We start from the raw sequence: 22,352 nt of genomic DNA, 5'->3' as shown, positions 1-22,352 counted from the left end.
CAATGCCGATAAAGACCATAAAGATTGTAATAGCCGGGCCATACGGCGCTGGAAAGACAACCTTTGTTAAAACACTAAGTGAGGTATTACCCATCGAGACCGATGTTCCGATAACCAAGGAATCAATTAATGGCAAGAGGAGTACCACGGTAGCCTTTGATTACGGTAGGATGAAGGTGAGGGAGGACCTTGTTGTACACCTATTTGGCATCCCTGGTCAGGAGAGATTTAGTTTTATGTGGAAGATCATTGCTAGGGGTATGCATGGATATTTATTCATAGTTGATAGTTCAAGTGAGGAGAGGGTTAAGGAGGCCCTGGGCATGTATAACTTCTTTAGGGAAAACTTCCCATCAACGCCTCATGTAGTAGCTGCGAATAAGCAGGATGTACCCACTGCCGTGGATATACCCACGATTAAGAGCATTTTGAAGATTCCTTATGAGGTTAAGGTTATGCCATTAATAGCCACTAACAGGAGGAGCGCGTTATTTGTTCTTGTCACTCTCCTTGAGGAAATTAGGAGTTATCTCCTTGAGATGTCTAAGTATAAATGGTGATAAGTAATTGAATTAATTATTGTATTTATTTTACTTAATTTTTGAAGCTACTCATTCATTATACGCTCTTAAATTCTCTCAAGTACTATCTCAATAGCCGCCACGGACCTCTCCTTTCCTCCCTGCCCAGTTACCTTGTCAGTTAGTAGCTTTATGTCGCTTATCTTTACCTGGTTTGGTAGGAACCTGTCCCTTATCATTACTGCCGTCGAGACTGCCCTGGCTATTGCACCGCCTCTGGCCTTTAGTATTACCTTCTTGGCTCCTGCGTTGAAGCTCATTACTGTCGCTATTACATAGCTTGTGGTTGGTTTTTTTACCCACTAGTATTGTGGTTTCCTGCTGTGGTGTGCTCATATTTCTTCCGCCGTATTCGGTACCTCCCTAACCCTTTAAAAGCTTAATCCTAGCTACCTAATCGAAAGTCTAATGGAGTAGCCGCCATTCAATTTACTAAGAAGCTCGGCACCATTAATTACATAACCAAGCACATTCACCTGCTCGCCAAGATCAACATTGCCCAGAGCAATCACCAGACTCCTCTTCTTAACCCAGTAACCAACTTCATACGGCTTTAAACTAGTCCTCTTACCCTCACTAACAAGGCCTAAATCCAACGGTATCAATATTACTTGACTATACTTAATCGCATTTGCCCTAGTCGGTAATGACTTACCCAACCTTGAGTACGTCAATGGCGATAGGGCCGGCTCCAACCTAATTACTATGTTTCCAAGATCCTTAACCTCAAGAATTAACTCGCTTTCCATAATACTATGCACCTTATAATCCCGTCACAAGAGGCGCAATCTCCTTATAAACCTTATTGCTAATAAAATCATGTGAGTTGTCAGGAGTGTAAGGTTGGCGAGATAAAGAATGAGGATGACGTGATTAGGGAGGGACGTAAATTCATATCATGCTTATTAAGTAGCTTAAACCTTAAGTTATAGCCATAGACAACGGTGTTAAGTACCAAGCAATGTATTACGTGGAGACAACAAACGAACAGTTAAAGAACGTCCTTGACCAAGTGCTTAATTGTATAAATGGGTCAATTAACTCATTGCCAGATAGGTTGAGGGAGTACTTAAGGCCTAGGGTTAAGTCGTTTGACGATACGTACGTAATAATGTTTAATAATGAGTTTATCACGATAAAGGCGATATGGTGATTCGACATGATGGACGAGAGCAAGTATAAGCTTAACTATGTATATGCGGAGGACTTCGGCACTGGGTACTTTAAGTACGGCCCAATAACCCTAAGGGATAAGCCATACATGATTCAGAGCCGTGGGCTTTTTCTCAGGGACTTACCCGAGAGTATTAAGTTGCTGGTTCCTAAGGAGGTTCTTGAGAGGGGTGTTGTGGTTGGTGATGACATACCCAAGTACTTAAGCTCGATTAGGGATGCCATTAGGAACCTGCGTTATCCACTTAAGGATGGTGTTATTAGGAAGGAGGATGAGGATTCATGGAAGATAGTTAAGGAGCTCGCTAGGTACGGGTTCTCGCAATTCTTCTCAGACTTCACTAGAAGACCTGACTTTAAGGCTTCTTCCTGGTGGTTGCATTATCAGCATTGGCGCCTGATTACATGAGAGATAGAATGATTGAGGTCCATAAGGAGGTTGATGAGGAGTTTGGCGGTAAATTGCTTCAGGCGGTGACCATAATAGACCAGCCATTCGCCGTTGCAATTGCTGAGAAGGCCGTGACATGCACCGTGATCGAGGCTGGACATGGCAATATACAACTCGTACCAATTAGCTACGGGCATTAGGGAGGGAATTGTGGCGCTCAATAGGGGTGGGGCCGAGGCAAATGCGGTTACTAGGGAGGTCCTTAAGGACTCGGGCTATGGTGACTTGGCCAAGGATGAGTACGTGGTTGAGGTCGTGAAAAGGGCCGTAGGATTAGTGCCGAGGAATCTCGATGAGCCATTAAAAAGGTAGGGAGGACCCGGATAGATTCGCGATTAAGGTTAGGGTGAATCCATTGGTTGAGGTTGAGTTGAGGGATACTGCGTGGATGAGGTTTTTAATTGGCGAGGTTATCTTTAATCCAAGGCATGACATATTCACGAGTTATATTCAGCAGGGTAGGCTTGTGATTGAGGATGCCACGGTTGGTGATATGGTGTTTTATGGTGAGATGGATATTGCCGAGGCGTTGATAACGAGTATTAGGAAGGTCCCTGTGGAGATTCAGGATAAGATAATGAGTACGATAATACTTAGTGGTGGTGCCTTTAATTGGTCTGTGCCTCCCGGTCTCGAGGATGTGGCTGTTAATAGCGTGGATAAGATTAGGTTAATGGTTTCCGAAAGATTACCTGACCTAGCCAGTAAGTTGAGTATTAGTATTGTTAAGGATCCACAGTTCAGTGTTTGGAAGGGAGCCATCATATATGGCTATGCATTGCCTGGCAATGTGAAGTGGAATGAAAGAACCAAGGAGGGTTGGTATTACCTTCATCAATAGGTTTGTTCATTTTAACCTAATGATTCAATTAGGTTAAAAAGTGAGTTGTTAATTAATAATGTGTAGGCGTAATGAGTATTGAGATTGCAAGGAAGCTTCTCGAGGAGTGGCTTCTACAGAGGGGCTTTAGGATAGTGGATAAGCTAAGTGATAGGGAGATCGTACTCATGGAGGGCAATAACACTGTTTACCTCAGGATATCCACTGAGGAATTCCCAACGGAGTCCTACATAATTGATGAGCTTAGTAACGTCATGAGGAATAGATTTAATTACAATAAGGCATACATAGCATTTCCACAGAGTGCCAGGGACTTAATCAATGGTAAACTATTCAGGAGTAATAGGGTTGGTGTTTACATATATGACTTGTCGTCAACCGACCCGGAGAAGGCCGTAGAGGAGTTAATACCAGGCATACCAATACAGATTCAACAAGGCGTTGATGAAGGCATTAAAAGGAGAATTGATGACCTTGAGAGAGCGGTTATTGATATGAAGAACGCACTATCGAGTATTAACATTCAACCGCTGGTTAATGACATTAATGAGTTGAGGAATAGGATAATGAGGATTGAACAGGTAATTAACGACTTAATTGAGCGAGTTAATAGGCTTGAAAGCCTCGGAACGCAGATGGCGAAAAACCCCGGTACCACGATGCAGGAGGGATCAGCAGTCAGTGGTGAATTGCCTGACTTCCTCAGTAATAATCCATGGATTGAGGTGCTGAGGAGGAGGGGTGGTGGGAATGGGTGAGCTTGATGAATTAATAATTAGGTTTCTAAAGGATAGGCTTGGTCAGGATGCTGAATTAGCCATTAGGCTTTACATGGCCTATAAGGAGGGTGGTAAGAAGGGTGTCCTTAAGGCGATTAATGAGGAGTTAAGTAAGGTTGGTGTTGAGGTGGGTGAGAATGAGGGTTAGAATTAATGAATTATTTATTAGGGATTTCAGGGGGTTTAGGGGTGAACATAGGGTTAAATTTAGTGACGGGATTAATATAGTCCATGGACCAGTCGGCTCTGGTAAGACGAGTATTGTGCAGGCAATTGAGTACGCACTTTATGGAACCCAGCTAGAGGTTAAGGAGAGGGTTTCAAAGATAGCCGACCTTATAAATGAGGATGCTGACTCCTCACTCGTTAAGCTAACCCTTACAGATGGCCTTGAGGTGGTTAGGGAACTTAGGAGAGCCGGTGAAACAGCTAGGGAAAGCCCCAGCGCATTAATTAACGGTACTAGGTACAAAGGTGATAGTGTTAATACAAGGATCATAGAGGTCCTGGGCGTTGATGATGATGATTTTGAGAGGTTTGTATTGGTTACGCACAGGACCCTTGAGGCTTTAGTCTACGGTAGTGTTACGAAGAGGAGCCTATTCATTGATAAGTTGTTTGGGCTTGAGGTGCTTGATAACTTGAATAGGTCATTGCCCATGTCGCAGCTTGAGGAGTTGATTAATAGGCTTAGGCAGAGACTGGCCAGCGTTAAGGAGCTCCCTGAAATAATCGTTAAGTACGGCTCTATTGAGAGGGCTAGGGAGAAGGTTAATGAGCTTAGGGAGGAGATTGATAGGTTGAGGAGGGAGGAGGAGGAACTTGGTAATGCCTATAATGATTTACTAAGGAAGAGGGAGGAGCTACTGAGGAATTTTAAGGGTGTTGAGGAGGTATATAGTAATTACATAGCGACTAGGATTAGGAGGGAGAATCTTGAGCAGGAGCTTGAGAGGGCTGGTGTTAAGGAGATTAATGAGACCAGTATTAGGCTTAGGCTTGAGAGACTTAGGGATTCCTTGGTTGAGAAGCTTGAGGAGTACGCACTCGTTAAGGAGGCTGATGAGGTCAGTAAGTTGGTGGTGACAAACGATAACCTGGCTGAGACGGCTGAAGCATATATAAGGCGTTTGAGTCACTTATTAAGTTTAAGGATAAGCTTATCGAGGATAGAGAGTACCTAAGTAATGTCCGTAACGATCTTGAGATACAGTCTGAATCGCTGAAGGCATCGCTTAAGGAGTTGGAGGCGAGACTTTCTCAGGAAGAGCCCAGGGTTAGGGAGTATAGGGCATTGGTTAGTAAGTATGGTGAACCGATTAAGGTTAAGAAGGATATTGATGAGCTAAGGAGTAGGCTTGAGAAGCTTAGTTCTGAGGAGAGTTTTAGGGTGTCGCTGCTCAATGTTCTTCAATACATACTTAATAATCATGAGGAGAGGTGTCCAGTTTGTAATAAGCCATTGAGTGAGGAGGATTATGAAAACATTAGGAAGAGAATTGAGGAGTTATCAAGGGGCCGTAGTGACGAGATTGAGGAAATGAAAAGTAAATTGAATGAGTTGGAGAGGGCCTTAACGAACATGGAAACCCTGTTACCCATTGTTAATGATTATGACGCCACCATTGAACGTGCACGTGACGTTAGGTCCAGGTTTGAGGCCGTTATCTCGAAGTTAGAGACGATTGAGAGGTCTATTAGGGATATTGATAGGAGAATTCAGACGCTCACTAGGTTTATTGATGAGTTTAGGGCTGAGATCGATGACGTTGATAGGGCTATTTCATACCTTAAGAAGTATAGGGAGCTCAATTCCCTGAGACAGCAGGAGGAGGAGCTTAGGCAGCAACTTAGTAGTCTCGGTATTGACACAAGAACAGTAATAAGCATTGAGGATCAAATCAGGTATTTAGATGAGAGGCTGACCCAGGTTAGGGCTAAGTTGAGTGATGACTCGGCGGAGTTGAGTAGGCTTGAATTGGCCTTGTCAAGCCTTGGTTTTGATAAGGAGGATCCATCAGTGCTTAGGAGGAGGCTCGACTTCCTCGAGGACTTCTATAATAGGTTGGTTAGGATTAGGCTGGTATTAGGGAGGTTCAGGCCAGGGTTAGGGATGAGATGATTAAAATCGTTAGGGATAACGTGGGCTCGATATTTAAGTTACTATACCCATACGGCGATCTCGAGGGGGCGGGCATTGAGGTTACGGTTAGGGATAGGGGCGTTGTTGGTGTTGTTAGTGAGTACACGCTCTATGCAATCAGGCCTGGGGGTAGGAAGGTCACGATATCCAGGCTTAGTGATGGGCAGAGGTTAACGATAGCCTCTCATTCCTACTAAGTGTCTATAGGGCCACTAATCATAATATTGACTTCCTACTCATGGATGAACCAATACCCTATGTTGACGTGAACATTAGGAGGGCCTTCGCATCATTACTTGCGAGGTTTATCAGTGAGGGCTTGGTCAACCAGGTAATAATCACGACCCAGTCAGAGGACTTAGTCAACGACATAATCAATGCGGCTAGGGAGACTAATGTTAAGTACAGCATTATTAGGCTAGTTAAGGAGGGTAATGAGAGGAGGATTGTTCAGGAGCTTAATTAATTATGATATGTAAGTAAATAGCTTTATTAAGGGCCTCTATTTCCGAATACTCAATGGAGGGTATATTCGTAGCCTTAGCAATACCTTTCAAAAACGGTAAATTGGATGAGGAGTCCCTTGCGAGACACGTTGCTTCACTAACGAAGGCGGGCGTTGATGGCTTCTACCCATTTGGTACGACGAGTCAGGGGCCATACCTAACGCTTGAGGAGAGGAGGGAGGCCCTTGATGTCATTTCAAGGAACACCAATAGGCAGTTAATGGTTCATGTCTTCTCATTTGATTGGCAGGATGTTGTGGAGACTGTGAGACTTGCCGAGAGGTATGGTGCGGTGGCTATCTCGTCAATACCACCAATTTATTACAAACCTGACTATGAAACGCTGAGGAGGTATTATGAGAAGCTCTCTCAATTAACGAAGTTACCAATATTCATTTACAACATACCGCAGAACACGGGCTTTAACGTAACTCCTGACTTAATAGCGAAATTATTAAGCGATGGCGTCAGAATAGCTGGTGTTAAGGATAGTACTGGCGATATAACGCAGATAATGGGTCACGTTAGGTTAGGCATAACTGTGCTCAATGGCGCGGATTCCACGATATTACCAGCGCTCATGGTTGGGGCTAAGGGCTGTATTTCGGCAATGGCCAACGTGCTTCCCGAGGTCATGAGGGATATGTTTAACGACTTTAGGCTGGTAAGCTACAGTCAGCCATGGAGAAGCAGGACCTAATAGCCAGGATTAGGGAGTTGATTAAGGAATACCCAGGCGTTGATGGTTATTACAAGCTAGTCCACCTACTACGTTATGACTTCGGAACCGTTAAGGAACCATACCTAAGACCACTAAGCGACACAGAGGTGCAGAGACTCAGGGATGGATTAATGAGGTTGGGACTAAAGCCCAGGGTGTAATGCCATTAAATTTTAAATATTCATTCAATTTGGCTCGACTATCTTTTAAGAACACCCGAAGTAAAAAAAACTTGGTGATTAATGATTATTTGATGTCCATGGGTATCAATAGGAGGGGTATTGCAATAACGGTGCTGGCTATATCAATTACTGCCATTATCATACTCATTGCATTGAGTACATTTGCTCAGTCGCCGAACCCCAAGCCAATACTAATGATCAGTACTAATGCATACCAGGTTTACTACTATAATGCAACAGCAAGGAAACCAATACTCATAGTACATGGATACTTAAGCAATAATCCAGTGCCATTAACCGTAAGCCTATTCGCCCTAGGTGAAGGGCACATTTATACAATAGGTTATTACTATGGAGTCGGCTCAGTAAACATAAGCCTAACGTCAAAGCCAATAATGGACATTGCCAGGGAGACCGTGAAAGATCTCGTCTTAAATGGGAATTCACCAAATGTGGTATGGCCATCTCTGCTTGCATTCATTACGTACTTTAATAAGTCCACAAACGAGACTAGAACTGTAGTAGTGACAATTCCGTATAGCCCAATCTGGATAATAAATAATGAATCAATAGTAATAAACTTATATGTAGACTTCAGCAGGGTAAAGCCAATAAAGGTTGACTATAGCTATGGCACTATAAATACCACTTTATCAATAATGAAATCCTCGGTTGACCCATACGGCTTCGTGGGACCATATAACTGCCTCGGAAGTACTAATGTACTGAATGCCGCTCCACCACCAACATATGCCGGAACAGGAATTATTTATTGGGAACCACGTGCCTGCGCTGGATTTAATGGCTCAATACCCATACTGTGGATTGCCTGGGGCAAGGACGCATGGAGTAACAATATTGGCGGCGGAATAGTGCTGAGTATAGGCGGTTACGCTCAAAAGGCTCTGGCTATATGGAGCTGCTAATGTTCCCGGTTCTGGGCTTGAGGTTGTTGGACCAACATTACAGTTTTCAGGTAATCTACCTATTTATGGAGGCTATAACGGCTATAACTATGTTGATAATGTCTATGTATATTTCGCATTTTCGTCAAGTTCCTCGTTATCGTATTCATACCCAAACCTTTATTACTATGTCAATAGGGGACCTGGCTTCCTTTACCTAGGTATCAATGGCACCCTAGCCTTAATACAGTTCGAAGGCTACTACGTCGATCAGAACGGCTATACTTATCCACTTGATGAATATGCTAATGCTACTGCAGTTATCAACCTGTTACCAGGTGCAATACATAATAATGTGCTGTGGGTATGGCCAGGCATTGACCTCGGCAATGGCATTACGAGCTTCATTATGAGCCAGATAGCGCCTAAGTTCAGTTTAATTAGCCCAAACTATGTTTATGACTATGTCTTCATTTCAAGGGATAGTAACGGTAATTATCGTTATAATGGTTTATGCACGTCAAGTCCCAGTGTAACATGTACATCATCAGGCTGCTACTTTTCATTAAGTGTGGCTGCATCAACATTCAATCCTAACCCATATGGAGTGGCTGCAGAGGTGGTTTATTCATAGCTGGTTTAATCCTTGCTTACCCAAGTGTTGGTTCAAGCATAGCCGCGATATTTGGCGGTGATCAGTTCCTGGCAGGCTTAGCCACGTCTGTGGCCCTTGGCATAGCTGGTCTCATGGTTCCACCGCCAGGTTCCTCATCATTCTTTTACTTCAATACTGTAATTAATTTAGTCGCCAATTATGGTCGGCATACTATGTGGCGTTTTACGGAACACCCATGAAGTATAACTACGGCTCGGTAAGTAGTGAAGCATTCCCCGTGGGCATAATCATTAATTCGACACAGCCTATCTAGGAACATCTACTGCAATAAGTAGGGTGTGTATCATGTATTGTATCAGTATAACTCCATAATCATTGCATTTTTAGTTTGAAGCGCAATGTATATGCAAATCTACCGGGTGGGGTAATGCCCATACTTCATACCTACGGAATTAGTGCTTAGGTAGATGAGCCAGGCTCTATCTATACTACTATAAGGATACTACCTGGCTATTATTCAGTACAGCGCCTGGTACGTTGGCCCAACGACTGGTTATACGGAATACTTGGGTACGACAACCGTTTCTGAGGTGCTCTATGTACCTGGACATGATACTTACAATACCGCGCTTGATTACGGCAATGGCACAATCGGCCTATTGCATTACGGTGCAATACCACTGGCTAAGGAGTACTTTGGCCATTCAGCACTATGCATCCTCAGCCATTGACTATGCTAGTTTTGAATACACAAGCACTGAATACCTCTATGAGTGCAATGGCCCCGTTGGCGCACTTAATGGGTATTACCAGGTACAGCTTGGTGGTATTAATACTGCGTATAGTTTAAGCGCACCAAAACCATGGCTTGCTGGAATAGCCCTTGGTCTTGTGGCATTAATACCCGGTACTGAACCTCTTGATATCTTGGTGAGTATTGGTGGTGCATTATTTAACATCGCGAGTATGTCGCTACCTCCATCATCATCGATAACGGTGCAACAGACCTGGGTTGAGTTCTTCGACATTGGTGTTGGTACAAACCTATACGTATCGGTTATTGACGCATCGCAGGCCTACGGCTTACCCACGTTCGGCTTTATACTTAATGCAACTAATTACTATGGGAATCCGCATACGTATACGTGCAAGTACGGTAAGGTTGTCCAGGTTAGTTAATGATGAGAAGGATCCGTTAAGTATTATAAGTAGTATTTAAGATTTTATGGGACTTACACGATATGGACGTTGACTCGCTCGTTAGTAAGCCTGGCGTAAGGGCTCTTGGCATAGCTGAGAGTTTTAGGCTTGACCTTAAGTACTCGATATTGGTTGGCGTTGTCATGAGGAGTGATGGCATTATTGACGGCGTATCACTGGGTAGGACCACTGTTGGTGGTTTGGATGCGACGGATGCCGTAATAAGCCTATATAGGTCGTTTAATAGGAATGATATTCAGTTAGTGATGATTGATGGTTGTATAATATCTTGGTACAACATAATCGACCTGGAGAGGCTGGTGAATGAGCTGGGCCTGCCAATAATGTGCCTAACCTTTGAGGAGCCTGAGGGCGATGTTGTAAATGCGATAAGGAAGTTATTTCCAAATGACTCGGATGTGAGAATAAGGCTTTACGAGAAGTTGGGCAAGCCTAAGGAGATGCTATTACCTGGTGGTTTGAGGATTTACGTGAGGTTTACGGGTATTGATTATAGGACGGCTAGGACAATAATTAAGAAGTTCATTAAGGAGGGTAAGAGACCTGAACCGATTAGGGTTGCCAGGTTAATAGCAAATGCCCTGCTCAATTACGTTAGAGAACCTTAACCCTCTCACCGCTTAAGTATGATACTGCGACCTCGATATACGCAATAAACACGAGGATTAGTGATAAGGCAATTAATGGAGGACCAACCAGGTAGTAGATTGCTCGTAGTACTGCCGATATGAAGAGAAGGGTTGGTATTTCGAAGCCTACAATACCGTAGCGCCTCATTGAGAACCAGAGAATACCAGGGTTAAGCATTGGTATGCAGAGTGAGGACATTATCACGGCTATAAACCTATGAAGAGCATATGAATGGCATCACCCAGTGGTACCCCAATCAGTGATAGTATGGCCGTAATTACCAGCGAAGCCCTGCCAAGCGATGAACCGATTGGATACGCCCTTGAGTATATGGTTTTAAATGCAGGCCCGAATTTCCTGGGCACGCCAATGACCACTAACGTGAATAGTGAGAGGATCGCCAGGTCTATGGGATTATTGAGGAAGTACGTCATCACGGGAAGTAGGACCGCGTATAATACATCAATTACGTAAATAGGCCTCTGCCTTCCCTCAACACGCCTCATGAGGCTGACAATGGACGCCACAGGGAACACCACCGGCCTAAAACCACCCAGGTATAAGGCGATCATTAGGCTGATTAAACCACTTAGGAAGAATGTGTTGGGCCAGTAAAGGGGTTTCCTACCCAAGCCGCCCTGATGATTAGTAGTAATGCGTAATATAACGCTAGGACTATACCCACGACCCAACTAAACCATAGCCCCAATGCGTAGGTCATAAACCAGGCAATGGTTAGTACGCCTACCAGCATTGACGCAAGTGGGCTCGGCATAACTCTCGTGAAACCAGGGTGTTGGCTAAACATTATGCCGATGTAGAATAGTACTAGGCCTCCGAGCATTAAGTCTCCGTGTAATCGCCCATACCTCAGCGCCAAAATAGCCGAACCAATTACGAATGATGCCATGGAGATTATTATTAATGCCTGGGAAACCCTCATTTGATATACGAACCACCTTCTATAAACATCCTGAGGTAGTTTGTCGAAAAGACCTCCAAAGATTACCTGCCTAAGCATTGGTCACTCACCGGTGCAGGCGACCTCGGAATTAATCTCCACAGCCTTATTAAGCATGCTTCTCAGTGCATCCCTTACACCCTGCTTGATATTGAGCTTATTGAGGCAATCAATTATGTACTTAGTCACGGATTCCGAGGGCTCCATACTGCATTGCGAACCAACACAGAATATGCAGTAGAGGAAACTACTCTCAACCTGCGTGCATTCCTTAGACGCCTCGCTAAGTATTGAATTGGCCTCATCATTACTTAGCCTAACCATCCATGTGCCATAGGTCCTGTTAAGGTATGCCGAACACTCAAACTCATCATAGAGGGCTAGGCACCTCCTAAGCTCATTCATGGCACGAACGATGTAAATCAACATCCAGCAAAACAAAGCCTTTAGTACTTTATTTGCTTAATGGTCATTGTGGAAATAAAGAGTTAAATTACTGAGAAAATGCGCTATAGCCGGTGATTAGGTCGAGGACGCTGCTGAGCGCTTAGCTTTGATGAGATGAACCCGGGATGATAAATCCCGCCATAATACTGAATTACTTCATCATCACCTACTCTTCACATACTCATTAAGCCCCATCCTTAAGTACATCCCCCTCAACTCGCTCAAAACCTCACCACCCAACTTCTCCATTATCAACCTAACCATTTCCCTGAAGTCCGAGTTAACCTTAGCAACCCTATCAACGATGTAAAGCGGAGCTGGTACCCAAGCCTCGGCATTGTGGATAACGGGACTAAGCGCGATATCACACGCTGAATCATGTCGGGATCACCCATGTACTCGGTGTATATTGGTAATGTCGCTGGTAGGTATTGAACGTAGAACCCATAAACCTCCCTGTCACCAACTTTACCGACAACATAAGGCTTGGTAATTAGGGCATTAACCGACTTATTCCTCGCCCTGTAGGTCTCCATAATCATGTGCATCACCAATGGCTCCTCCATTATCTGCAACGCCCTATTAACATAATTCCTAAACTCATTGCTAGTTATTCCCTGCGAATACCTATTGACCTTAATATCCTTAACGTGGGCAAGCAATGGGATTGTGAACCTATTCACATAGTTCCTCCCTATTAATGCTCCATCAAGCAACACAATATCCACGGGGAAGGATCTTGAGTACTCCAGGGCGTATTGAACCTCCATGTCCAGTGCCATTCTTTCTAACTCCTCACTGGAAATTCCAAGTAATGCATCGAACCTATTTATTACGTGCCCTTTACCATCAATATTCATTAGTAGGGCCACGTTAATAACGGATATTCTAAAACCTAAGTACGCTATCTCAGTGAACCCAGAATCAACGGCTATAAACCTTGTGAACTCCCTATTAGGCGCAATCTCAATTACGTAGTTCATGAAATCACTGGCACTGTTAAGTAATTCTAGGGCTCTATCTCTCATCTGAGCGATCCTGGTCTCAATGAGCTCAAGCATGTTTACTATTACGTCATTAAACATCCTAGCCCCTCCTCGGGTATATCCTAGTCTTCACCTCGTTTATTATCCTCTCAATCAATTCCCTATTAACTCTATCACCCTGCACAGCACCAACGCTAGTCAGTAGGTCAAGTATGTATGGCGGTAACTTACTGACATCATTATCCTGGAGAAACTCCTCTAAGTAAGCCAATGTGCGTGAAACCTTCTTACTACGTCTCTCAGAAATTATTAATGATGCCAACTCCCTAATCACATCCTCAATACTAACACTAGGTGGGGCATTATTAAGCAGGAGCTTTAACTCGTTAATGAGTGGTTCAGAGTCATGGACTAGGTAGATTAGTAATGGCCTTGCGAAGAGTACGACCTTACCACTCACTGAAACACCAAATGCCTCACCTCTAACACCCTTAATAACGGCATCACCATCGAGCTCCCCAAGACCTATTAAAGTCCTTAACACAGAATTACCAATCGCAATCTCATCAACCACGCGCCTCTTAACTTGAACGAGGGGCTCAGGGTTCGATGAAACTATTAACTGAGCCTTAACACTCAATGACTTAAGACTGCCGATCAAGTCGATGATCACGTTCGCATCACCATCATATTCACAACTAAATACTTCATTGGGTATGCAATTCCTCCCTAGCCCAAGAATTGCTATCTTCATTAACATCACCTCACGTTACATACCTCCTATCAATTAAACCTGCCCTCCACATACTCTCCAGGTACTTATTAACTGTGGAGGCATCAATATTGAGCTCCCTGGCTATGGAATCCTCGTCAATACCCACATTAGGCCCCAACGATGCGACCTTAATGAGTAAGTCCCTGGGTATGTTAAGCTCCTTGCTAATCTTATTAATCACCTCGTCGATGCTCCTAATGGCATCGCTGATGTACTTGGCATTGTCGAATGTTGGTGATGGGCTTGGAATCTCGGGAACTCTATCACCTAATAACTTACCAACTAACTTATTACTTATTCTCTTCTTAAGCCATGCTGTCATCTTAACGTACTTATCAATCAATGCATTAACATTGCCCAAGACCTCACTAAGCTCCTTACGCCTTAACTCGACAATGCGTGTTAGTTCATTTAAGTAATTATTCAATAAGTCCAATGAACCATGCTTTATTAATGGTAATAAGTCATTCATAAAGTCCTCAGTGCTCATTTCAGGAATGCCCTTACCCAATATGACCGACGCGTTTCTTAAGATGCCCGTTAATTCTACGTACTCCTTAATCCTATCCTCAATACCTCTCAGAATATTCATTAGTTCAATCATGCCATTAACCTCGGAATTGATCGTTTCAAGTATTGTTGGTAAACTCTCCTTAATATTCTCTAACTCAAGACCATTGAGTTTCAGGATATATGACTTAATCCTCTCAATTAAGTTATTAATCCTCGAATCAATTTCGCTTGAAAGCGCCGATAAATCCTCATTAATGCCCTTCCTGGCACTACCCAATTTGTTCAATAGGTCCCTAATCGTATTATTCAGTGATGATGATAATGCCGATAATTCCTTATTCAATTCCTCAAGCCTTTGATCAACCTCACCCTCCAACCTATCAATGCATAGCATAAATAATGAGTACCTCTTTAGGAACTCACTCGATGTCTCAGGCACAGCCTTTAATAATGTGAAGGCCCTCTCACAATCACTATCCTGAGCATTAATCCCAGGCTGAACCTCAATACTAATCTTCAACTCATCGATGCTTATCGATACCGGCTTACGGAGAGCCTCACCAAGTCTCTCCATATGCTCACTGAGTATGGTTAATACCTTAGGCACGAGTTCAGGCGAGTATGGGGCATACTCAGTCAGGTCATCATTAATTGGCAATAACAATCCCCTAAGACTTAATAACTTAATCAAATCGCCCTCCTTAAACTCCCTCCACAGGTGTGTAGGGTATAACCTCCTTATGAGGTACTCAAGTTCCTTCACCGTAAAGCTCTGCTTACCCAATGACCTTAGGTAATTTATGAGACTCAACTCAACAGGGCTAACCCTAGCCCTACCACCCTCATCTCTAAAGATCTCAGGCTGATCATCAAGGCTTTCACCCTTAACCCAAGCCTCAACTATATGCCTAATCACTGAGTCCTTTGACTCCTTAGCGCCGCGCCTAATGGCCATCGTGTACTGAAGAACCCTCTGCCTAACCCTATCCCTAAACGCCAACACCTCATCCCTATAGTCATTAAGTCTCTCGAGGAAGACCGAGTACTCCCTGGGAACCCTATCTAGTCTCTCAAGCCTGGAACCAATCACTATGGACCTAAGATCATCAATCCTATCAGAACCAAATATGGAGAAGTACGTAAAGTCGGTCGCCGGACCAAGCACGAGTTTCCAGGATAACCTACTGATAGGCTCGACAATGCTCTTCGCGATATCATTGGTAAGTAGGGTCCTCGATACAATAATGACCAATAGCGAGTCGATAACTCTCTCCTGACCATTAACCGTAATTACGCCCTCATTAACCACCTTACTCAGTAATTTAATGAGTTGATTGGGCTCCCCATCCATACTCACGATAACCCCAATCCTAACATCGAGCGGATTCTCAATAATGCCAAACAGGGCGCCTGACGATGGGTAAAGCGTTACTTGCGAACCAAGTGCTGCCCTGACGATCTCCATCGCCAAGTCCTCACGAAATGCATTAACAATGCCTATGGCCTTACTAACCTCCTCCTTAGCCTAATGACCTCTTCAGGCTCCTTACCAAAAACAAACATCCTATGTAGCCTGGGCGATACTTGGTATGCCCTAGTTATGCCTGTGATTGATGAAACCCTGGCATTGACTGGAAATACCACGTAGATTATGGGTTCACCCTCATATGCCGTGTAATACATGCCGTAGCTTATCGATATATCCCTAAGGTCACCCTCGATAGGCGCCATGTTTAGCTTAACTAGCTCATTATTGACCCTAATCAATCCATCATTATCAAGCTTAAACCTAGCGACCTGAACCTCCTCAACTAGCCCAGCCTTAACCATTGCATTGATGTACGATGTAACATCAAACCCAAGCTCCGAACTTAAATCACTAATACCCCTTGGAATGCCTGATAATAACAATGCCCTGAATACCCTGGAGCCCTTCTCATCATTGGTCCCTCATTAATCACGTCAAGGTACGCCTTCAACTCACCACCGGAAACCTCGCTCTTTAGGAACTCCTCAAATAACTCATAATTAAGCTCCTTACCACTCTCCACAACCATATCCAGGAGCTTAGACGTGAACTTAACCAAGGCCCTCGGCGATGCCTTACCACCCTCGGTGTTAGCCACTAGCTCATAAAGCGTGGCCAGATACTCGCGCCTCAATGGGTGAAGACCACTGATTAGGCCTTCCTGACTAGGTCAAGCCTCTCATCGGTTGAGTAGGCATTAAAGCGCTGCAGTAGCATTGCCTCATAGAGCCATAGTGGCATCCTCTCATCAAGCACTATCTCCATGTACACCCTACCCCTCGTTATATCGAAAACGTCGGGTACCATGTTCTTGAGAATATTATAGTACAGTTGCGGCGTGAAGGCTAGCACAACCATTACCCTACCAAGTCTCCTGGGATCCACGCCTAGTACATCCCTGTAATTCCTAGGCTCGATCAACGCCCTAATTAGGGAGCCAAGCCTAATGACCAAGTCCCTAACCTTAGCAGCATCGCCTGGGCTAAGGGCATTACTAAGCTCAATAGCCCTACTAACCTCGTCAGCCTCATCAATAAGCAGGAGCAACGGCTCACTGGAGTTATTGCGAGCCTTAAGCAATGAGTTAATTACGACATTAATATCAAGGCCAAAGGTCAATGGAAGCCTAAGAACCCTAAGCCCAAGCCCCTGGGCCGCAGCCTCCACAGCATCAAGCAACTCGCTCTTACCCCAACCATACTGCCCAACAATGACAACAGCAATATTGTCACTACCCTTAAGAAACGCGTTGATTGCAGCCCTAACCCTCTCAAGCTCACCCTCAAAACCCACCGGCGAGTACCTACGCTCAATTGGCGGAACTCCGCTTGGATTCAACGGCCTATCAATAAACCCAAACCTACTATACATTATCAATGATTGAATTATTATGAGCCATTAATTAAGAAAACAAACAAAATAAACTAGGCTTACCCAAGGACATGCTAATCATGGAGTATAGTTACGATATAAGTCATCATTGGCATAAGAATTACTTTAACCGAGGAATGAAGATCGAATACCATTAATGGTTCGAAATACCGAAGCAACTTGATTTCCTCGACTCACTTTTTAAGAACAGCCAGAGTAAAAAAAAGTACCGCAAGAAATAAATGTTTGATGCCCATGAGATTAGGTTCTAAGTATTTGATTACGATTACCTTAATAGTTGCTATAATCACCGTGATATTTGTCATGACATTGACGGTTAACGTAGGTCTCGGCCAAAGCTACGTAATACCGTTTAAGACCATTAAGACAAAGTCAGCGTTAATTGAATATTACAGCAGCAGTGCCACTGGGCATCCAACCTTGGTAATTCACGTATACATGGATGGACAGCCCATTGAGGTCACGGTAAGCCTATTCGCCTTCACACTAAGACGCATATACGTAGTCGGTTACTATAAAGGCCTAGGCACGGTATCCATAAATCTAGATAGCCCATTTGTCGTGAAGATAGCGAGTGACTGGTACGGCAGCTACAGCGATGCGGTATGGCCGTCATTAATAGCCTTTATAACATACGTGAATGGACCATCTGAGGTATACACGAAGGTAATCACCATCCCATATCCACCTAGCTACCTAGCGTTGAGTAAGCCATTAACAATCGTAGTTAATACGAACATGACAAGAAACGACCTCATGACTCCTAAGCCAATTAATAGCATTAAAGACCCATTTATGGTTAAGCCGCAGGTAATAAGTGGCGGTGGTGGTTCGCCACCACCGCCCGAAGGGTTTACATATATAGGTAACTGCAATGGTAATGGTGTGGTTGAGAATAACCCACCAGGACCTAGCGCGTGGATTCTAGCTGATTGCATTGAGTATGAGGTCCATGGCCCCAATTCTTCATCGGATGGAGCGAGAATGTCCTAACCAAGTCGGGCATTAGCGGCATATCCTTCACGGTAAACGGTTACGTGGAATCAGGTAGCGGCCCTTACGGAGTACTGAACAGGACAGCCTACTACATCCCAACGGGCACGTGGAGTTCATCATACCTGGAGCTCGTTGGTCCATTATTTGAATTTAACAATAATATGAACATTGAGTTATGGAATGATTACTACTCAATCACCGTTGAGCCAGACACATCCTTAACCCCGGGCACGGCCAATGGCGCCTTAGTAGGCAGTACAATACTTTACCAGGTTAATGGACCTGGATTTGCCTATGCGTATTTCGATAGCTACATTGCCTTTGTCTCGTTCTACTACGACACCGGTAATTACATCTTTTGGGCTAACGGCACGTACATACTGGGCTTCGGGGGCAACACAATGCCCAGTGGCGACACAAACACACTATACCTAATGCCGAGCGTTGACATGGGTAATGGGCCAATAACGAGCATGTTCGTGAACACGAATTACTTCGGCTATGAACTACCGATTTATGATGGCTATGAAATAGTTGGAGCAGGCGGAACACCACTATGTCAAAATGAGCCAAGCATTAATCTAGGAACGGGAGGAGTCTCACTTACGTTAAGCTCATTAATAACCACGTACAATCCAAACCCAGTTGGTATCGCATTTGCGGTAGGCGCATTCGCGTTATCATTATTACCTGACCCCTGGGGTATCGTAGCTAGCCTGGCCATGACATTTGCTGGGCTGTTTGCGCCGCAGCCGGTCACGGCGAGTACTTATTACACGCAAACACAGGTAATGATTAGTGCCTCAAATACGCAATTAGGGATAAATCAATTATACTTAACGTTCATAGGCACGAACGGGGCGCAAAACAATGGTAATAACTATTATTGGCCGATGGGCATAATACTCAATTACTCAAGTCCATACATGGGGCAAATAATGTGTAATACCTGAAATGGTTAATGGTGATCATATCCTGATTAACTTACCAAACCTTTCATAATAAACTAGTTTGTCTGGCGTTCTAACATGTACCTCAAAGGGAGGTCCAATACCTGCCCTCCACAACCTCTCGAGAACCATCCCTGGGTCGGCATTGGTTATTACTAATACATCGATATCACTCGATAATGCGTACCTATTCTCAGCAACAGAACCGAATAGGTAAACCTCAGCATCAGGGTCTATGGACCTAACAACCTCCTTAATGATGTGAAGGTACTTATCAAGATTCTTGAATACGTCCTGACGCATCCTAGCATCCTTAATTAGATAATCATAATTCACTACTCATTATTTCACTAACAACCTTAATTAACCTTTCAGCCTCCTCCCTCGTATACTCCCTTGGCACATACCTAGCACCAATATAGCGTCCTCAAGTACGCCCAGTTCGAATAAATACTTATCCAATAATTCACTCACAACACGCTTCTTATCGCTTGGCACAATATCGCGCAAAAACTTAAGCAAGTAACGTATACTATGCGTACGTGGGTATTGAGCGCCGTACTCAAGGATTTTTGCCTTCAAGAATAATTGAAGGGCTTGTTCAAGGTTAAAAATAGCTAGATCATACATCCCATTCTCCACTTGAAAGCCGGCCGTCCTTAAGAAGTCCCTGGCCCTCCTAATTAATGTATTGATTTCCTCCCTAATACCCATTCGCTCATCACAGTATATTACTGGACCTTAATAAAATCACCTTCTCGAACCATACCCTCCACCGCCTGGTGTTTCTATTATTACCTCATCGCCCGGCTCCAGGTCTATTGTTGCCTTACTCGGTAAATTAATGACCTCACCATTACTCCTCCTAATAGTGACCCTACCCGGCGCTCCGTCACCACCGCCCCACAGACCCCAGGGCCTTGTCTTGAACCTCTCAGCCATTATTGATAATCTCGCCCTAGTCAGTACCTTGAACGACCTCATAATTCCATCACCACCCCTGTACAGCCCATCACCTCCACTTCCATCTCTAATCCTATAGCCCGTGAACAGTAGTGGATATTGCCTCTCGGCTATCTCAATGGGTGTATTTAACGTATTCGTCATATTAACATGAACACCACTCACGCCCGGCTTGCCAGGCCTACCGCCAGTCCCACCACCAATCGTCTCGTAATAAGCCCAGTAACCGCCATTAGGCAATGTTCCACCAATCATTACATTCATCATAGTGCCAGAACCAGCCGCGGGGACCCTGTTGGGTAATGCCTTAGCTAATGCCCTGAATACTACATCGGCGATCCTCTGAGTCGTCTCAACATTACCACCACTCACAGGCGCCGGCTTTCTTGGATTGACCAATGTGCCTCGGGCGCCGTAACATCGATCACCCCATAAAAGCCCTCATTCGTCGGTACGTCACTTTGAACCAAGGACCTAATTACGAATGACACTGCGGAGAAGGTAACACCATAGACAGCGTTTATTGCGCCTCAACCTGTTCATGAGTGCCGCTGAAGTCCGCCTTGATACCGTTTTCGTTAATCTCCACGGAAACCTTAATGGGTAGTAACTCATCACCGAGTTCCATGTAGTCCACCGCATCGTAGCTTCCCCTGGGCCACTTACCAATCTCCATTAGGGTTAACTTCCTGCCGTACTCGATACCCTCCCTCCACGCATTTACAACCTCATCAACACCGTACTTCTCCACCAACTCCCTAACTGGCAACACCAACTATTCGCGGCTAATTGAGCCGTTATATCACCAATTGCTGTCTCCGGGGTCTTGAAGTTACTAAGTATTATATTGAGCATGTCACGCTGTAGCTCGCCCTTACTCATTATCCTGACTGGTGGTATGATTAAACCCTCCTCATAGATTGTCCTGGCGCTTGGGTTTATGCTACCTGGCACGGGCCCACCTACGTCTACATGGTGAGCCTTATTAACGACATAACCAATGAGCCTATTATTAACGTAGATCGGCTCCATAACCATGACATCATTTAAGTGCGTACCGATATGTATGGGTCATTGAGAAGCACTACATCGCCAGGGCCGAGCTCAACACCCTCCCTACCAAGCCAGTTAAGCAGGTTTTTAACGCCCACCCTGAACGAACCAAGGTGCACAGGTATATGCTCTGCCTGGGCCACGATATTACCCTCAGCGTCCGTTATGGCGCAACTGTGGTCCATACGCTCCCTAATATTGGGTGAGAAGGCTGACCTACGCAGTGCAACGCCCATCTCCTCGGCAATGAATACTGAAGCCCTGAATATTAATTCCCACGAGACCATCCTAAGGATGCATTTACAAGCTCTTAATAAAGTATTGCCATGGGTAGGTTTAAATAATTAAGCATGATCATAATAGGGCATGGGTTTTGATCTCAGAAAGGAGCTTCTGAGGCTGTTGAAGGAGGATGAGGAGTTAGGTATGCGGTAATGGGCTTATTGGACATTAATGATCTTAAGTCCTCAGTTAATAACCTAGTTAAGGCTATTACTGATTTAAAGGACGTCGTTGCTAAACATGGTGAGGAGGTAGGTGAAAATGAGGAAAGCCGTAGAGGAGCTTAGGAAGGTTATAGAGACATTAAGTGAGGATGTTAGGAGACATGGCTAGGTTATACTCATTATGCAGAGTGGTATTGAGAAGTTGACATCATCAGTAACGGCATTGAGTTACCGTTATGGGCTATTCATCGAGGAGACTTTTAGGGAGTCCATTAAGTACTTAGTTAGTGACCTACTTAGGGTTTACCAGGTTAGGCGCTGGACCTATTATGATAGTGAGGGTTTCGTGTTCGGTCATCCCTCGGTCATTGATGTTGACGTTCTTATTAGGGATAACGAGCACATACTCGTTGAGTATAGGACCAGTATTGACCGTGGTGACGTAGCTGAATTATATAGGGAGGGAATCCTATACGAGAGGGTCAATAGGGTGAAGCCGAGGCTACTCATCGTTGGTCCAGCGATTAGGAAGAGGGCTCTTGAGTTGGCTAGAGGGTTGGGTGTTGAGGTTAGGGCGTCTGGAGTTATTTAAT

The 22,352-nt window shown here is 44.4% G+C and carries 30 protein-coding genes and 4 pseudogenes; 19 read left to right on the top strand and 15 right to left on the bottom strand.

The features are described from left to right. Positions 1-2: 2 nt before the first annotated feature. Positions 3-560 carry an ATP/GTP-binding protein gene (locus JCM16161_RS08500; RefSeq protein WP_054855698.1) on the top strand — a complete coding sequence of 186 codons (558 nt, stop codon included), beginning with the start codon at positions 3-5 and terminating at the stop codon, positions 558-560. 68 nt (positions 561-628) lie between these two features. On the opposite strand, the pseudogene albA reads toward JCM16161_RS08500, so the two are convergent. Both albA and JCM16161_RS08490 read right to left on the bottom strand, forming a co-directional pair. Beyond that, positions 629-917, bottom strand: a pseudogene (gene albA, locus JCM16161_RS08495) (DNA-binding protein Alba). A gap of 53 nt (positions 918-970) precedes the next feature. Then, a complete protein-coding gene (locus JCM16161_RS08490; RefSeq protein WP_243670983.1) occupies positions 971-1,342 on the bottom strand; it encodes a hypothetical protein in 372 nt (123 codons plus the stop codon). A gap of 209 nt (positions 1,343-1,551) precedes the next feature. Between JCM16161_RS08490 and JCM16161_RS17270 the strand changes: the two genes are divergently transcribed. The 15 genes and pseudogenes from JCM16161_RS17270 to JCM16161_RS08445 all read left to right on the top strand — a co-directional run bounded on the left by JCM16161_RS17270 (position 1,552) and on the right by JCM16161_RS08445 (position 10,727). After that, complete coding sequence (locus JCM16161_RS17270) at positions 1,552-1,734, top strand: hypothetical protein (RefSeq protein ID WP_243670981.1); 183 nt, start codon at positions 1,552-1,554, stop codon at positions 1,732-1,734. Between the two features lie 6 nt (positions 1,735-1,740). Further along, a pseudogene (locus JCM16161_RS08480) lies at positions 1,741-3,046 on the top strand (heat-shock protein Hsp70). Positions 3,047-3,117: 71 nt separating this feature from the next. Beyond that, entirely contained in the window at positions 3,118-3,804 is a 687-nt protein-coding gene (locus JCM16161_RS08475) for a hypothetical protein (RefSeq protein WP_054855589.1), read from the top strand. Next, the gene (locus JCM16161_RS08470) at positions 3,791-3,973 is read left to right on the top strand and encodes a hypothetical protein (RefSeq protein WP_054855588.1); all 183 of its coding nucleotides are present in this window, start codon (positions 3,791-3,793) and stop codon (positions 3,971-3,973) included. The genes JCM16161_RS08475 and JCM16161_RS08470 overlap by 14 nt, the downstream gene beginning before the upstream one ends. Then, positions 3,945-5,009: an AAA family ATPase gene (locus JCM16161_RS17265; protein ID WP_243670979.1), complete on the top strand. Its 1,065-nt coding sequence runs from the start codon at positions 3,945-3,947 to the stop codon at positions 5,007-5,009. The genes JCM16161_RS08470 and JCM16161_RS17265 overlap by 29 nt, the downstream gene beginning before the upstream one ends. A gap of 59 nt (positions 5,010-5,068) precedes the next feature. Beyond that, positions 5,069-5,947 (top strand): hypothetical protein, encoded by an 879-nt coding sequence (locus JCM16161_RS17260; protein WP_243670978.1) that lies wholly within the window; start codon positions 5,069-5,071, stop codon positions 5,945-5,947. Beyond that, positions 5,944-6,165 carry a hypothetical protein gene (locus tag JCM16161_RS17255; RefSeq protein WP_243670976.1) on the top strand — a complete coding sequence of 74 codons (222 nt, stop codon included), beginning with the start codon at positions 5,944-5,946 and terminating at the stop codon, positions 6,163-6,165. Before JCM16161_RS17260 ends, JCM16161_RS17255 begins: the two co-directional genes overlap by 4 nt. A 41-nt stretch (positions 6,166-6,206) precedes the next feature. Next, the gene (locus JCM16161_RS17250) at positions 6,207-6,434 is read left to right on the top strand and encodes a hypothetical protein (RefSeq protein ID WP_243670974.1); all 228 of its coding nucleotides are present in this window, start codon (positions 6,207-6,209) and stop codon (positions 6,432-6,434) included. A gap of 53 nt (positions 6,435-6,487) precedes the next feature. After that, complete coding sequence (locus JCM16161_RS08460) at positions 6,488-7,174, top strand: dihydrodipicolinate synthase family protein (protein WP_243670972.1); 687 nt, start codon at positions 6,488-6,490, stop codon at positions 7,172-7,174. Then, positions 7,156-7,356 (top strand): hypothetical protein, encoded by a 201-nt coding sequence (locus JCM16161_RS17245; protein ID WP_243670970.1) that lies wholly within the window; start codon positions 7,156-7,158, stop codon positions 7,354-7,356. The genes JCM16161_RS08460 and JCM16161_RS17245 overlap by 19 nt, the downstream gene beginning before the upstream one ends. Positions 7,357-7,430: 74 nt before the next feature. Then, entirely contained in the window at positions 7,431-8,303 is an 873-nt protein-coding gene (locus tag JCM16161_RS17240) for a hypothetical protein (RefSeq protein WP_243670968.1), read from the top strand. Positions 8,304-8,637: 334 nt separating this feature from the next. Continuing rightward, on the top strand, positions 8,638-8,916 hold the full coding sequence (locus JCM16161_RS17235) for a hypothetical protein (RefSeq protein WP_243670966.1): 279 nt from the start codon (positions 8,638-8,640) through the stop codon (positions 8,914-8,916). Between the two features lie 548 nt (positions 8,917-9,464). Next, on the top strand, positions 9,465-9,629 hold the full coding sequence (locus JCM16161_RS17230) for a hypothetical protein (RefSeq protein WP_243670964.1): 165 nt from the start codon (positions 9,465-9,467) through the stop codon (positions 9,627-9,629). Further along, on the top strand, positions 9,595-10,077 hold the full coding sequence (locus JCM16161_RS08450; RefSeq protein WP_243670962.1) for a hypothetical protein: 483 nt from the start codon (positions 9,595-9,597) through the stop codon (positions 10,075-10,077). Before JCM16161_RS17230 ends, JCM16161_RS08450 begins: the two co-directional genes overlap by 35 nt. A gap of 62 nt (positions 10,078-10,139) precedes the next feature. Further along, complete coding sequence (locus JCM16161_RS08445) at positions 10,140-10,727, top strand: DUF99 family protein (RefSeq protein WP_054855587.1); 588 nt, start codon at positions 10,140-10,142, stop codon at positions 10,725-10,727. On the opposite strand, the gene JCM16161_RS17225 is transcribed toward JCM16161_RS08445, so the two are convergent. The 10 genes from JCM16161_RS17225 to JCM16161_RS17195 form a co-directional block, all read right to left on the bottom strand. After that, a complete protein-coding gene (locus JCM16161_RS17225; RefSeq protein ID WP_243670956.1) occupies positions 10,714-10,947 on the bottom strand; it encodes a hypothetical protein in 234 nt (77 codons plus the stop codon). The genes JCM16161_RS08445 and JCM16161_RS17225 overlap by 14 nt on opposite strands. An 8-nt stretch (positions 10,948-10,955) precedes the next feature. After that, on the bottom strand, positions 10,956-11,381 hold the full coding sequence (locus tag JCM16161_RS17220; protein WP_243670955.1) for a hypothetical protein: 426 nt from the start codon (positions 11,379-11,381) through the stop codon (positions 10,956-10,958). Next, on the bottom strand, positions 11,339-11,770 hold the full coding sequence (locus JCM16161_RS17215; protein ID WP_243670952.1) for a hypothetical protein: 432 nt from the start codon (positions 11,768-11,770) through the stop codon (positions 11,339-11,341). Before JCM16161_RS17215 ends, JCM16161_RS17220 begins: the two co-directional genes overlap by 43 nt. Positions 11,771-11,773: 3 nt before the next feature. Further along, a complete protein-coding gene (locus JCM16161_RS08435; RefSeq protein WP_054855586.1) occupies positions 11,774-12,139 on the bottom strand; it encodes a hypothetical protein in 366 nt (121 codons plus the stop codon). A 269-nt stretch (positions 12,140-12,408) separates the two neighbouring features. After that, positions 12,409-13,242 carry a single-stranded DNA endonuclease gene (locus JCM16161_RS08430; protein WP_243670950.1) on the bottom strand — a complete coding sequence of 278 codons (834 nt, stop codon included), beginning with the start codon at positions 13,240-13,242 and terminating at the stop codon, positions 12,409-12,411. Between the two features lies 1 nt (position 13,243). Then, entirely contained in the window at positions 13,244-13,897 is a 654-nt protein-coding gene (locus JCM16161_RS08425) for a hypothetical protein (protein WP_054855697.1), read from the bottom strand. Between the two features lie 10 nt (positions 13,898-13,907). Beyond that, positions 13,908-15,896 carry a hypothetical protein gene (locus JCM16161_RS17210; RefSeq protein ID WP_243670948.1) on the bottom strand — a complete coding sequence of 663 codons (1,989 nt, stop codon included), beginning with the start codon at positions 15,894-15,896 and terminating at the stop codon, positions 13,908-13,910. Positions 15,897-15,928: 32 nt separating this feature from the next. Then, on the bottom strand, positions 15,929-16,342 hold the full coding sequence (locus tag JCM16161_RS17205) for a hypothetical protein (RefSeq protein ID WP_243670946.1): 414 nt from the start codon (positions 16,340-16,342) through the stop codon (positions 15,929-15,931). After that, positions 16,303-16,593, bottom strand: a complete 291-nt coding sequence (locus JCM16161_RS17200; RefSeq protein ID WP_243670944.1) for a hypothetical protein — start codon at positions 16,591-16,593, stop codon at positions 16,303-16,305. The genes JCM16161_RS17205 and JCM16161_RS17200 overlap by 40 nt, the downstream gene beginning before the upstream one ends. 17 nt (positions 16,594-16,610) lie before the next feature. Further along, complete coding sequence (locus JCM16161_RS17195; RefSeq protein ID WP_243670943.1) at positions 16,611-17,330, bottom strand: hypothetical protein; 720 nt, start codon at positions 17,328-17,330, stop codon at positions 16,611-16,613. A gap of 249 nt (positions 17,331-17,579) precedes the next feature. Between JCM16161_RS17195 and JCM16161_RS08415 the strand changes: the two genes are divergently transcribed. Both JCM16161_RS08415 and JCM16161_RS08410 read left to right on the top strand, forming a co-directional pair. Next, positions 17,580-18,344, top strand: coding sequence for a hypothetical protein (locus JCM16161_RS08415; RefSeq protein WP_054855585.1), 765 nt, complete (start codon positions 17,580-17,582; stop codon positions 18,342-18,344). 44 nt (positions 18,345-18,388) lie between these two features. Further along, positions 18,389-19,300 carry a hypothetical protein gene (locus JCM16161_RS08410; protein ID WP_054855584.1) on the top strand — a complete coding sequence of 304 codons (912 nt, stop codon included), beginning with the start codon at positions 18,389-18,391 and terminating at the stop codon, positions 19,298-19,300. Positions 19,301-19,315: 15 nt separating this feature from the next. On the opposite strand, the gene JCM16161_RS08405 is transcribed toward JCM16161_RS08410, so the two are convergent. From JCM16161_RS08405 to JCM16161_RS08395, 3 genes and pseudogenes are all read right to left on the bottom strand, one after another. Then, positions 19,316-19,633 carry a nucleotidyltransferase domain-containing protein gene (locus JCM16161_RS08405; RefSeq protein WP_243670941.1) on the bottom strand — a complete coding sequence of 106 codons (318 nt, stop codon included), beginning with the start codon at positions 19,631-19,633 and terminating at the stop codon, positions 19,316-19,318. After that, positions 19,623-19,927, bottom strand: a pseudogene (locus JCM16161_RS08400) (HEPN domain-containing protein). Before JCM16161_RS08400 ends, JCM16161_RS08405 begins: the two are co-directional and overlap by 11 nt. A gap of 120 nt (positions 19,928-20,047) precedes the next feature. Further along, positions 20,048-21,600: pseudogene (locus tag JCM16161_RS08395) on the bottom strand (hydantoinase B/oxoprolinase family protein). A gap of 340 nt (positions 21,601-21,940) precedes the next feature. On the opposite strand from JCM16161_RS08395, the gene JCM16161_RS17190 reads away from it, so the two are divergent. Beyond that, entirely contained in the window at positions 21,941-22,351 is a 411-nt protein-coding gene (locus JCM16161_RS17190) for a DUF3782 domain-containing protein (protein ID WP_243670940.1), read from the top strand. Position 22,352: the final 1 nt, after the last annotated feature.

It is taken from the genome of Vulcanisaeta sp. JCM 16161, from assembly GCF_001316285.1.
This window is presented reverse-complemented; position numbering and strand designations above follow the sequence as displayed.